Below are 12,762 nucleotides of genomic sequence, written 5' to 3'. Positions count from 1 at the left end.
TCCTTCGATGCGGGCATTTTTTTGCGCGGTGATTTCAGTGCGCAGCCTGTTCCTCCACGCCATCACTGAACTGCAACGCCGCCAACCGCGCATACAGCGGGTTGCTCGCGATCAACTGCTGATGCGTGCCGATCGCCACCAGCTTGCCCTGGTCCATCACTGCGATCCGGTCCGCATGCTTCACCGTCGCCAGCCGATGCGCGATGACCAGCGTGGTGCGGCCCTGCATCAGTTGTGGCAGCGCCTGCTGGATCAGGTGTTCGCTCTGGGCGTCGAGGGCGCTGGTGGCTTCGTCCAGCAGCAGGATCGGCGCATCTACCAGCAACGCGCGGGCGATCGCCAGGCGTTGCCGTTGGCCGCCGGAGAGGCCCATGCCGCCGTCGCCGAGGTGGGTCTGGTAGCCATCGGGCATTTGCAGGATGAAGTCGTGGGCATGGGCAATCCGCGCCGCGGCTTCGACCTGCTCGCGGGTGGCGCTCGGGTTGCCATAGCGGATGTTGTCTTCGACACTGCCAAAGAACAGCGCCGGGCTCTGGGACACCAGGGCAAAGTGGCGGCGCAGGTCCTGGGGGTCGAGTTCGGTCAGCGGCTGGCCTTCGAGCAGGATGCGGCCGTGCTGGGGATCATAGAAGCGCAGCAACAGGTCGAAAATCGTCGACTTGCCCGCGCCCGACGGGCCCACCAGCGCGAGGGTTTCGCCGGGGTTGATGGTCAGGTTCAAACCGTCGATGGCGTAAGTGTCCGGCCGCGACGGGTAGGAAAAGCGCAGGTCTTGCAGCTCCATGCGGCCGCTGACGCGTGGCGGTAATTGCATGCTGCCGGCGACGGGCGCCTGGATCTCGTTGTGCGACTGCAGCAACTCGCCGATCCGCTCTGCCGCCCCCGCGGCGCGCTGCAACTCGCCGAGCACTTCGCTCAAGGTGCCGACGGCGCTGCCGACGATCAGGCTGTAGAACACGAACGCGGCCAGCTCGCCGCCGGAAATGCGCCCGCTGATCACATCCATGCCGCCGACCCACAGCATCACCCCGACAGCGCCGAGCACCAGCATGATCACCAGGGTAATCAGCCAGGCGCGCTGGGCGATGCGCTTACGTGCGGTGCTGAAAGCGTCCTCGACGGTCACGGCAAAGCGTTGTTCGTCCTGCGCCTGGTGGTTATAGGCCTGCACGGTCTTGATCTGGCCGAGCGTCTCGGACACGTAGCTGCCGACGTCGGCGATACGGTCCTGGCTCAAGCGCGACAGGCTGCGCACGCGGCGGCCGAAAATCAGGATCGGCGCCAGCACCAGCGGCAGCGCCACCACCACGATGCTGGTGAGCTTGGGGTTGGTGACAAACAGCAGCACGATGCCGCCGATGACCATCAACGCATTGCGCAGGAACAGCGACAGCGAGGAGCCGATCACCGATTGCAACAATGTGGTGTCGGTGGTCAACCGCGACTGGATTTCCGAGCTGCGGTTGTTTTCATAGAAACCCGGGTGCAGGTAGATCAGGTGGTTGAACACCTGCCGACGAATGTCGGCCACCACCCGCTCGCCGATCCACGACACCAGGTAAAACCGCGCAAACGTGCCGACGGCCAGGCCCAGTACCAGGATCATGAACAGGCCGATGGATTGGTTGAGCAAGTGCGGCGACTGGGTCATGAAGCCCTGGTCCACCAACAGGCGAATGCCCTGGCCCATGGACAAGGTGATGCCGGCGGTGACGATCAGCGCCACCAGCGCGCCGAGCGCCTGCCAGCGATAGGGCGCAATGAAGCGGCTGGCCAGGCGAATGGCGCGGCGTTGACGGACTGAGAACATGGGGGGCATCACCTGATGAGGGGGAGATCGGAACCTACAGACAACATTGGGGGAACTTGGGTAAATAACAATGAGTCGGGTTAATTATGCCCGCCCACTCTGCCCCCTAGAGGTTATCGGTCTAACACCCGGCTGGAAATTTGTAACGATTTCTGGTGGACTGGGTATTCGAAGCGATGATCTTGCAAGGAGTTGTAACAGCTCGGTCACGCGGGGGGGTTAAAGTTGGTACACAACCTGATGAGGAGACAGGCCATGACCTTGCAAAACAGCAGCGATGCCAAGATTGAAGTAATCCGCCAACCGCAATACCTGCCTTGCTCCGTCATCGACGCCCAAGGCCGCGAAGTGCAGATTACCGAAGACATGATCCAGCAAGCGTGCCGCGAGCTGGAACAGCGACTGGTCAAGCCTGCCCAGCAAGGCTGAAGCGCCCACGCTCTTTCAGAACCGGCCTTGATGGCCGGTTTTTTTGTGACCTCGTTCCTACAGCAGCTCAGCGCCCAATGCCTCGACGATGCCGGACAACAGCGCCGATTGCCCATGGATACGCACCTTCAAGCCATCGATCTCACGGCGCTCCGGATAGTGCTTGCGCAGCAGATCGAACGCCTTGCGTTGCTCGTCCACCGTTCCCACGAGGCTGCGACGGAAATCCGCATCATCGCGACGCGGGTCGTACACGCTGCGGCATAACGTCGCCAGCGCCCAGGCCGGGTCGGTAGACGCATTCAAGTGGACCTCGGCCAGCCACGGCGGCGGCAGCAAATCACTCAGTTCAATCGCCGGCGCCTGGCCCAGATGCGCGCAGAACGCCTGGTAGATCTGCGCCGTGCCGCGCTGCTTGCCGTCCAGGCTGTAACCGGCGATGTGCGGGGTGGCCAGCACGCAGAGGTCGGCCAGGTCGACATCCACTTCGGGCTCGCCTTCCCACACATCCAGCACCGCTTGCAGGTCTTCACGCGAAAGCAGCACGTCGCGCAGGGCGGCGTTGTCCACCACCGGGCCACGGCTGGCGTTGATCAGCCAGGCACCGGGCTTGAGGCGGTTGAGGCGCTCGCGGTCGAACAAGTGCCAGGTGGAGCCGTTGCCGGACTTGGTCAACGGCGTGTGCAGGCTGATCACGTCGCATTGCTCGATGATCTGCTCCAGGCTGACGTAGTCACCGTCTTCGGCGATCTGCCGCGGCGGGTCGCAGACCAGCACGTTCCAGCCCAGGCCCTTGAGCACCTTGACCAAACGCCCGCCCACTTCACCGGCGCCGACGACACCGTAAGTCCGCTGGTTGAGGTCGGCGCCCTCGATCTCGGCCAGGGTCTGCAAGCTGCCCAGCACGTAGTCCACCACGCCACGGGCATTGCAGCCGGGCGCGCTGGACCATTGAATGCCGGCACGCTGGAAATAGTCGAGGTCCAAATGATCGGTGCCGATGGTGCAGGTGCCGACAAAGCGCACCTTGGAACCTTCGAGCAAGGCCCGGTTGACGTTGGTCACCGAGCGCACCAGCAGCACATCGGCCTGCTCGACGGTGGCGCGGTCAATGGAACGGCCGGGCACCCGGCGTATTTCGCCAAATCCTTGGAAGAAAGCATCGAGCAGCGGAATATTTTCGTCGGCAACAATCAGCATGGCAGGCTCCTTTGGCGGAACAGCAGTGTACAGGGATGCGATCGGTGTTCCACCGCAGATCGAAGGTGGACGCTGCGGCGCCTGGAAGATCGCTTACAAATAGCTAACACAGGTTTTTTCCTGACCGCTGCGTCAACGCGTAGAATCCGCCGTCCTGCGCTCTTCTTTGGACATCTGCACGTGAACACCGCCACCGCCACCCTCACCCGTCCCGCCCGCATCAGCCGGGAAGTGCGCGGCCTGCTGACACTCGCCGTGCCGATCATGATCGGCCAACTGGCAACCACCGCGATGAGCTTCGTCGATGCGGTGATGGCCGGGCGCGTCAGCCCGCAGGACCTGGCGGCGGTGGGCCTGGGCAATTCGATCTGGATTCCGGTGTACCTGCTGATGACCGGCACCTTGCTGGCCACCACGCCGAAAGTCGCCCAGCGCTATGGCGCCGGTCACTACAGCGAGATCGGGCCGCTGGTGCGCCAATCCCTGTGGCTGGCGGTGGTGGTCGGCATCACCGCGTCACTGCTGCTGCTCAGCGCCGAACCGATCCTGCACGCGATGAAGGTTGAACCCGACCTGATCGAACCGTCCATGGGCTACCTGCACGGCATCGCCGCAGGCATGCCGGCCGTTGCCCTGTATTACGTGTTGCGTTGTTTCAGCGACGGCCTGGGCCGCACACGCCCGAGCATGGTCCTGGGCCTGTGCGGGTTGGCGCTGAATATCCCGCTGAACTACATCTTCATCTATGGCCATTTCGGCGTGCCGGCCATGGGCGGCGTGGGCTGCGGCTGGGCCACGGGCATTGTGATGTGGGTGATGATGCTCGGCCTGGCGGGCTGGACGCGCTGGGGGCCGGCGTACCAGAGCAGCGAACTGTTCAAGCGTTTCGATTGGCCGCAATGGGCGGTGATCAAGCGCGTATTGGGCATCGGCCTGCCGATCGGCATCGCGATCTTTGCCGAATCGAGCATCTTCGCGGTGATCGCCCTGCTGATCGGCAGCCTGGGCGCCACGGTGGTCTCCGGCCATCAGATCGCCCTGAACGTCAGTTCCCTGGTGTTCATGATCCCCTACTCCCTGAGCACGGCCGTCACCGTGCGCGTCGGCCAGGCCCTCGGCCGTGGCCTGCCGCGTGAAGCGCGCTTCGCTGCCGGGGTCGGCATGGGCACGGCGCTGGCGTATGCCTGCCTGTCCTGCAGCCTGATGCTGGTGTTCCGCGAGCAGATCGCGGCGATCTACACCCCGGACCCGGTGGTGATCCACCTGGCGTCGACGCTGATCGTGTTTTCCGCGCTGTTCCAGTTTTCCGACTCGATCCAGGTCACCGCCGCCGGTGCCTTGCGCGGTTATCAGGACACCCGCGTGACCATGGTGCTGACCCTGTTCGCCTACTGGGACGTGGGGTTGCCGGTGGGTTACGCCCTGGGGCTGACCGACTGGCTGGGCGCGGCGAGCGGCCCCAGCGGTTTGTGGCAGGGGCTGATCGTGGGCCTGAGCTGCGCGGCGGGGATGTTGCTGGTGCGCCTGGCGCGCAGCGCACGCCGACGCATTCGCCGGGACAAGGCGCGGGGTTAAGCAGCACACACCCGCGCTTGCTCGCGAAGGTCGCCAGCGATAACGCAGCTTGCCTGGTTTGACGTGGCGCTCTCGGGGTCTTCGCGAGCAAGCTCGCTCCTACAGGAATCGGGGCTTAGTCGAGCTTCTTGCGGATCCAGTACAGGTACGTACCGGCCTGTTCCTGCTGAGCCACCAGTTCGTGGTCAAGGAACACGCAGAACTTGGGAATGTCGCGGCGGGTCGACGGGTCGGTCGCGATCACCTTGAGCAAGCCGCCAGGCGGCAGGTCACGGATGTGCTGGTGCAGCATCATCACCGGCTCCGGGCAGTTCAGCCCGGTGGCGTCGAGGGTGCCGTCGACGGCAGTGTCGGTCATATCGCTCATTGATTACTCCTACGGCAGGCGCTCAGTTTAACGGGCCTTGGTTTTCTTCACATCCACCAGCCGACGCAAGTGGCAGGTCACTTCCTCACGGTCGTGGTACAGCTGCTTACAGCCGATTTCCACACGAATACCGCGCGCCTTGAAGCCGTCTTCGATGCGCTCGAGCAAACGCTTGACCTCGGCGTAACGCTGCTTCATCGGCAGTTTCAGGTTGACCACCGCTTCACGGCAATAGCCTTCGCCGATCCAGGTTTCCAGCAAGGCGGCGTTGCGAGCCGGTTTTTCGACGATGTCGCACACCATCCAGTCCACCGGCTGCTTGGGCACGAAGGTGAAGCCGTCGGCCATCAAGTGTTGCACCAGGCCGGTGTCCATCAGGCTTTCGGCCATGGGGCCGTTGTCGATGGCGGTCACCAGCATGCCCCGGTTGACCAGTTGCCAGGTCCAGCCGCCCGGAGCGGCGCCCAGGTCGACGCCGGTCATGTCGCCGTGCAGGCGCTCGTCCCACTGGTCGCGGGGGATGAAGTGGTGCCAGGCCTCTTCCAGCTTCAGGGTCGAGCGGCTGGGCGCATCGCGGGGGAATTTCAGGCGCGGGATGCCCATCGGCCACATCGCCGAGTTATTCGACTCGGCCAGCCCCATGAACACTTCGCGGCCGCTCTTGAAGGTCAGCAGCAGGCGCGGCTTGCTCGGGTCGTCCACCAGCTTGCCGGCGTTCAGCAGGGCTTTGCGCAGGTGGACTTCGAATTTCTTGCAGAAGTTCGACAGCTCCTTGCCGTCGTTGGTGTCGACCATCTCCAGCCACAGGCTGCCGCACACCGGGAATTCGCGCAGGTGCGCGAGGATCACGCTGATGCGGTCGGTTTCCGGCAGGTCGATGAACACCCCGCGCGCCCACTGCCGCGGGAAGATCAGCTCGGCAAAACGCTGGCCGTGCATCAGGCGCCGGGCGCCGTCTTCCTCGGTGCAGACAAATTCGGCGCAGGCGCTGCCGGTCTTGGCCTTGGCGTAGCCGGAAACGTTCAGGCGCGCGGCGTGTTCCGCGATCTCGGAACAGACCTCGCCTTCAAAACCCGGGCGGCAGTGCATAAAAAGGGTGTTCATCGACTCTCCTGGCGACCCAACGGACTTGCGCTATCGCAATGTCTGTCATGAAAACGCGCGCATGATAACTGACTTCGGAACCTTGGATCTGTCCATAGAGTCCAGTAATTAGCCAGCTACTGAAAACAGGGCTAGTTTGATAGTTCTGTTCGTCCCGTCAGGTCCGTAGCCGTGCGGACCATAAGGAGTCATGTAATGTCATCCCTTGATAGCCTGAGAACCCTTAAAACCCTGCAAATCGACGACAAGACTTATCACTATTTCAGCTTGCCCGAAGCCGCCAAGCGCCTGGGCGACCTGGATAAGCTGCCGATGTCCCTCAAGGTGCTGCTGGAAAACCTGCTGCGCTGGGAAGACAACAAAACTGTCACCGGCGCCGACCTCAAGGCCATCGCCGCCTGGCTCAAAGAGCGCCAGTCCGACCGCGAGATCCAGTACCGCCCGGCCCGCGTGCTGATGCAAGATTTTACCGGGGTGCCCGCCGTGGTCGACCTGGCCGCCATGCGCGCCGCCGTGGCCAAGGCCGGTGGCGACCCGCAGCGCATCAACCCGCTGTCGCCGGTGGACCTGGTGATCGACCACTCGGTGATGGTCGACAAGTTCGGCACCACCGCCGCGTTCGGGCAAAACGTCGACATCGAAATGCAGCGCAACGGCGAACGCTACGCCTTCCTGCGCTGGGGCCAGAGCGCCTTCGACAACTTCAGCGTGGTGCCGCCGGGCACCGGCATCTGTCACCAGGTCAACCTCGAATACCTCGGCCGCACCGTGTGGACCAAAGACGAAGACGGCCGCACCTATGCGTTCCCCGACACCCTGGTCGGCACCGATTCCCACACCACCATGATCAACGGCCTCGGCGTGCTCGGCTGGGGCGTGGGCGGGATCGAAGCGGAAGCGGCGATGCTCGGCCAGCCGGTGTCGATGCTGATTCCGGAAGTGATCGGCTTCAAGCTCACCGGCAAATTGAAAGAGGGCATCACCGCCACCGACCTGGTGCTGACCGTCACCCAGATGCTGCGCAAGAAAGGCGTGGTCGGTAAATTCGTCGAGTTCTACGGCGACGGCCTGGCCGACCTGCCCCTGGCTGACCGCGCCACCATCGCCAACATGGCCCCGGAATACGGCGCCACCTGCGGCTTTTTCCCGGTGGATGAGGTGACCCTGGACTACCTGCGCCTGTCCGGTCGCCCGGCGCAGACCGTCAAACTGGTCGAGGCCTACACCAAGGCCCAAGGCCTGTGGCGCAACGCCGGCCAGGAGCCGGTGTTCACCGACAGCCTGGCCCTGGACATGGGCAGCGTCGAAGCCAGCCTCGCCGGGCCGAAACGCCCGCAGGACCGCGTGTCGCTGCCGAATGTCGGCCAGGCGTTCAGTGACTTCCTCGACCTGCAATTCAAACCGACCAACAAGGAAGAAGGCCGCCTGGAAAGCGAAGGCGGCGGCGGTGTGGCCGTGGGCAATGCCGATCTGGTGGGCGAAACCGATTACGAGTACGACGGCCAGACCTATCGTCTGAAAAATGGCGCCGTGGTGATCGCCGCGATCACCTCCTGCACCAACACCTCCAACCCCAGCGTGATGATGGCCGCCGGGCTGGTGGCGAAAAAGGCCGTGGAAAAAGGCCTGACCCGCAAACCCTGGGTAAAAACCTCCCTGGCCCCCGGCTCCAAAGTGGTCACCGACTACTACAAGGCCGCCGGCCTCACCCAATACCTGGACAAGCTCGGTTTTGACCTGGTGGGTTATGGCTGCACCACCTGCATCGGCAACTCCGGCCCGTTGCCCGAGCCGATTGAAAAAGCCATCCAGAAAGCCGACCTGGCCGTGGCGTCGGTGCTGTCCGGCAACCGCAACTTCGAAGGCCGCGTCCACCCGCTGGTGAAAACCAACTGGCTGGCCTCGCCGCCGCTGGTGGTGGCGTATGCGTTGGCCGGTACGGTACGCATCGATATCAGCCGCGAACCGTTGGGCAATGATCAACACGGCAATCCGGTCTACCTCAAGGACATCTGGCCAAGCAGCCAGGAGATTGCCGACGCGGTCGCCCAGGTCAGCACCGGTATGTTCCACAAGGAATACGCCGAGGTGTTCGCCGGCGACGCACAGTGGCAAGCCATCGAAGTGCCGCAGGCCGCAACCTACGTGTGGCAGAAGGATTCCACCTACATCCAGCATCCGCCGTTCTTCGACGACATCGCCGGGCCGCTGCCAGTGATCAAGGACATCCACGGCGCCAACGTCCTGGCCCTGCTGGGCGATTCGGTGACCACCGACCACATCTCCCCCGCCGGCAACATCAAAGCCGACAGCCCCGCCGGCCATTACCTGCGCGAACAAGGCGTGGAACCGCGCGACTTCAACTCCTACGGCTCACGCCGCGGCAACCATGAAGTGATGATGCGCGGCACCTTCGCCAATATCCGTATCCGCAATGAAATGCTCGGCGGCGAGGAAGGCGGCAACACGCTGTATGTGCCCACCGGCGAGAAAATGCCGATCTACGACGCCGCCATGAAGTACCAGGCCGCCGGCACACCGCTGGTGGTGATCGCCGGCCAGGAATACGGCACCGGCTCGAGCCGCGACTGGGCGGCCAAGGGTACTAATCTGCTAGGGGTCAAGGCAGTGATCGCCGAGAGCTTCGAGCGCATTCACCGTTCCAACCTGGTGGGCATGGGCGTGCTGCCGTTGCAGTTCAAGCTGGACCAGAACCGCAAGGCGCTCAAACTCACCGGCAAGGAGAAGATCGACATCCTGGGCCTCAGCGACGCGCAGCTCGTGCCGCGCATGAACCTGACCCTGGTGATTACCCGCGAGGATGGCAGCAGCGAGAAGATCGACGTGCTGTGCCGGATCGACACCCTCAATGAAGTGGAATACTTCAAAGCGGGCGGCATCCTGCACTATGTGCTGCGCCAGTTGATCGCCAGCTAAAGGTCGCTGGAGGCCAAATGTGGGAGGGGGCTTGCCCCCGATAGCGGTGGATCAGTCGATACATCTGATGACTGACACACCGCTATCGGGGGCAAGCCCCCTCCCACAGTTTTGACCGCATTTAAAACTTCAAGTCAGCCGAAGAGCCACTTCCACAGCAGTACCAAGACGACAACCGCCAGCACCGGCCGCGCAATGCGGTAGGCCTTGGGATGCTTGCGCTTCCACTGCTTGACCACGCTGCTGATCTTGTCGCTGAACGACTTGCTCCAGGCATAAGCCTGGTTGATGCCGCCGACGCGTTCGTCGTCCAGGTTCTGCGGCGCGGTGGCGCGGCCCAGTTGCGCGCTGACCCAGCGGTTGATGCGGGTCATCAGCGGATTGCTCAGCGGGCGCTCGATGTCGCAGAACAGGATCACACGGGTCTTTTCCGTCTCGTTCTTCACCCAGTGTACGTAGGTCTCGTCGAACATCACGTCTTCACCGTCGCGCCAGGCGTATTCCTGGCCGTCGACGAAAATGCGGCAGTCGTCAGAGTTCGGCGTGGACAGGCCCAGGTGATAACGCAGGGAACCGGCAAACGGGTCGCGGTGCGGGTTGAGGTGACTGCCGCCCGGCAACAGCGCGAACATCGCGCCCTTGACGTTGGGAATGCTGCTGACCAGAGCCACGGTTTTCGGGCACAGGGCCTCGGCCGACGGCAGCGGTTTGTCGTACCACTTGAGGTAGAAACGCTTCCAGCCCTTCTTGAAGAACGAGCCGAAGCCGGCGTCGTTATTCTTTTCGGCGGCGCGGATGTAACCCTCGTCGAACAGGTGCATGGCCTCTTCGCGGATCACTTCCCAGTTGTCCTTGAGCACGTCCAGTTCCGGGAACTTGCTGCGGTCCAGGTACGGCTTGGACGGCACGGCCGAGAACAGGTACATCAAGGCGTTATACGGGGCAAACAGCGCCGAGTGGTTGACGAACTGGCGCAACATCGGCAAACGGGCCTTGCCGCGCAGGTGTACGTACAGCGTGCTGCCGATAAACACCAGCAACACCGACAGTTTGGCGGCCAAAGAAAAGGTCATGCAGCAACTCCTGGAAATAAGCGCCTGGCCAACAACCTCCCGTCGAGGGGAAACCAGGCGTAGCAGCCGGCCATGATAAACACTCCGGACCTCGGGAAAAACCCGCGCAGTCCAACAATCAGCGTTTAAAACGGCGCGAGGGTAGGCCAATTATGCATAAGGCCCCCGCTCACACGCTGATTTGCATCAAGCCTGGTTTTCTTGATCGGTAAACAAATCACTGAACAGCATGCTCGACAGGTAGCGCTCGCCGGAGTCCGGCAGGATCACCACGATGGTCTTGCCCTGCATCTCCGGCTTCTCGGCCAGGCGCACGGCGACCGCCATCGCCGCGCCGCAGGAGATCCCGCACAGAATCCCCTCTTCCCGCATCAGGCGCAGGGCCATGGCCTTGGATTCGTCGTCGCTCACCAGTTCCACGCGGTCGACCATCGACAGGTCGAGGTTCTTCGGCACGAACCCGGCGCCGATGCCCTGGATCTTGTGCGGGCTCGGCTTGATCTCTTCACCGGCCAGCGCCTGGGTGATCACCGGCGAGACGATCGGCTCGACGGCCACCGACAGAATCGGCTTGCCCGCAGTATTCTTGATATAGCGCGACACCCCGGTAATGGTGCCGCCGGTGCCCACGCCCGCCACCAACACGTCGACGGCGCCGTCGGTGTCGTTCCAGATTTCCGGGCCGGTGGTTTTTTCGTGGATCGCCGGGTTGGCCGGGTTTTCGAACTGCGCCGGCATGTAGTAGGTGGCCGGGTCGCTGGCGAGGATTTCCGCGGCTTTGTCGATTGCGCCCTTCATGCCCTTGGCCGGTTCGGTCAGCACCAGCTCGGCGCCCAGGGCCTTGAGCACTTTGCGGCGCTCGATGCTCATCGACGCAGGCATGGTCAGCACCAGTTTGTAGCCACGGGCCGCGGCGACGAACGCCAGGCCGATACCGGTGTTGCCCGAGGTCGGTTCGACAATGGTCATGCCCGGCTTGAGTTTGCCGGTGCTTTCCGCGTCCCAGATCATGTTCGCGCCAATGCGACACTTCACCGAATAACCCGGGTTACGCCCTTCGATCTTGGCCAGGATGGTCACGCCACGCGGTGCGATGCGGTTGATCTGAACCAGAGGCGTGTTACCGATGGAGTGCGCGTTGTCTGCAAAAATGCGGCTCATGACGGGTCCTTGAGGCGGCTTGAAGAAAGCCCCAAGGGTATGCCTCGTCTTCCAAAGCGTCCAGTCAGCGGAACGTCGGAGACATCGCAATAGTCAATTTCCTACAAGCCCGCAGAACAGCCCCGGGAACGACCACGCCTTCGATCGACTGAGCGCACGCGTGACTGGTCATTCAGAGACTGAATAACCCGTCTGCGTTCACAGTCGCCGGGGCCGCACGGTATAGTCGGGCATTGATGAATTCGAGGAATGACCGATGAAGTTCGAAGGCACCCAGGCCTACGTTGCCACCGATGACCTGAAACTGGCCGTCAACGCGGCCATCACCCTGGAGCGGCCGCTGCTGGTCAAGGGCGAGCCGGGCACCGGCAAGACCATGCTCGCCGAGCAGTTGGCCGAATCCTTCGGCGCCAAGCTGATCACCTGGCACATCAAGTCCACCACCAAGGCCCACCAGGGCCTGTACGAGTACGATGCGGTCAGCCGCCTGCGCGACTCGCAGCTGGGCGTGGACAAGGTGCATGACGTGCGCAACTACCTGAAGAAGGGCAAGCTCTGGGAAGCCTTCGAGGCCGAGGAACGGGTGATCCTGCTGATCGACGAAATCGACAAGGCCGACATCGAGTTCCCCAACGACCTGCTGCAAGAACTCGACAAGATGGAGTTCTACGTCTACGAAATCGACGAGACCATCAAGGCCAAGAAACGCCCGATCATCATCATTACCTCCAACAATGAAAAAGAACTGCCGGATGCGTTCCTGCGCCGCTGCTTCTTCCATTACATCGCCTTCCCCGACCGCGCCACCCTGCAAAAGATCGTCGACGTGCATTACCCCGACATCAAGAAAGACCTGGTCAGCGAAGCGCTGGACGTGTTCTTCGACGTGCGCAAAGTGCCGGGCCTGAAGAAAAAGCCTTCCACCTCCGAACTGGTCGACTGGCTCAAGCTGCTGATGGCCGACAATATCGGCGAAGCGGTACTGCGCGAACGCGACCCGACCAAGGCCATCCCGCCCCTGGCCGGTGCGCTGGTGAAGAACGAGCAGGACGTGCAATTGCTCGAACGCCTGGCGTTCATGAGCCGTCGCGGTAACCGATAAGGGC

The 12,762-nt window shown here is 62.9% G+C and carries 10 protein-coding genes; 4 read left to right on the top strand and 6 right to left on the bottom strand.

The window, feature by feature from the left end:
* Nucleotides 1-34: 34 nt before the first annotated feature.
* Complete coding sequence (locus AC07W0_RS16965; RefSeq protein WP_173677811.1) at nucleotides 35-1,819, bottom strand: ABC transporter ATP-binding protein/permease; 1,785 nt, start codon at nucleotides 1,817-1,819, stop codon at nucleotides 35-37.
* A 246-nt stretch (nucleotides 1,820-2,065) separates the two neighbouring features.
* Between AC07W0_RS16965 and AC07W0_RS16960 the strand changes: the two genes are divergently transcribed.
* Nucleotides 2,066-2,239, top strand: coding sequence for a PA1571 family protein (locus AC07W0_RS16960; RefSeq protein WP_017848767.1), 174 nt, complete (start codon nucleotides 2,066-2,068; stop codon nucleotides 2,237-2,239).
* A 57-nt stretch (nucleotides 2,240-2,296) separates the two neighbouring features.
* On the opposite strand, the gene pdxB is transcribed toward AC07W0_RS16960, so the two are convergent.
* Nucleotides 2,297-3,439 (bottom strand): 4-phosphoerythronate dehydrogenase PdxB, encoded by a 1,143-nt coding sequence (gene pdxB, locus AC07W0_RS16955; RefSeq protein ID WP_017848766.1) that lies wholly within the window; start codon nucleotides 3,437-3,439, stop codon nucleotides 2,297-2,299.
* A gap of 180 nt (nucleotides 3,440-3,619) precedes the next feature.
* Here pdxB and AC07W0_RS16950 point away from each other — a divergent pair, with 180 nt between their 5' ends.
* A complete protein-coding gene (locus AC07W0_RS16950; RefSeq protein ID WP_102617700.1) occupies nucleotides 3,620-5,014 on the top strand; it encodes an MATE family efflux transporter in 1,395 nt (464 codons plus the stop codon).
* A 115-nt stretch (nucleotides 5,015-5,129) separates the two neighbouring features.
* On the opposite strand, the gene tusA is transcribed toward AC07W0_RS16950, so the two are convergent.
* Both tusA and rlmM read right to left on the bottom strand, forming a co-directional pair.
* Complete coding sequence (gene tusA / locus AC07W0_RS16945) at nucleotides 5,130-5,381, bottom strand: sulfurtransferase TusA (RefSeq protein ID WP_017848764.1); 252 nt, start codon at nucleotides 5,379-5,381, stop codon at nucleotides 5,130-5,132.
* A gap of 27 nt (nucleotides 5,382-5,408) precedes the next feature.
* Complete coding sequence (gene rlmM / locus AC07W0_RS16940; RefSeq protein WP_017848763.1) at nucleotides 5,409-6,485, bottom strand: 23S rRNA (cytidine(2498)-2'-O)-methyltransferase RlmM; 1,077 nt, start codon at nucleotides 6,483-6,485, stop codon at nucleotides 5,409-5,411.
* 195 nt (nucleotides 6,486-6,680) lie between these two features.
* Between rlmM and acnA the strand changes: the two genes are divergently transcribed.
* A complete protein-coding gene (gene acnA / locus AC07W0_RS16935) occupies nucleotides 6,681-9,422 on the top strand; it encodes an aconitate hydratase AcnA (protein WP_017848762.1) in 2,742 nt (913 codons plus the stop codon).
* A 134-nt stretch (nucleotides 9,423-9,556) separates the two neighbouring features.
* On the opposite strand, the gene AC07W0_RS16930 is transcribed toward acnA, so the two are convergent.
* Both AC07W0_RS16930 and cysK read right to left on the bottom strand, forming a co-directional pair.
* Entirely contained in the window at nucleotides 9,557-10,495 is a 939-nt protein-coding gene (locus tag AC07W0_RS16930; protein WP_017848761.1) for an aspartyl/asparaginyl beta-hydroxylase domain-containing protein, read from the bottom strand.
* Nucleotides 10,496-10,681: 186 nt separating this feature from the next.
* Complete coding sequence (cysK, locus tag AC07W0_RS16925) at nucleotides 10,682-11,656, bottom strand: cysteine synthase A (protein ID WP_017848760.1); 975 nt, start codon at nucleotides 11,654-11,656, stop codon at nucleotides 10,682-10,684.
* A gap of 256 nt (nucleotides 11,657-11,912) precedes the next feature.
* Here cysK and AC07W0_RS16920 point away from each other — a divergent pair, with 256 nt between their 5' ends.
* A complete protein-coding gene (locus AC07W0_RS16920) occupies nucleotides 11,913-12,758 on the top strand; it encodes an AAA family ATPase (RefSeq protein WP_017848759.1) in 846 nt (281 codons plus the stop codon).
* The last annotated feature ends 4 nt before the right edge of the window (nucleotides 12,759-12,762 follow it).

This window comes from Pseudomonas sp. GW704-F2 (assembly GCF_059423025.1).
The sequence above is the reverse complement of the archived record's forward strand: the minus strand, read 5'-3'. Positions and strand labels throughout refer to the sequence as shown.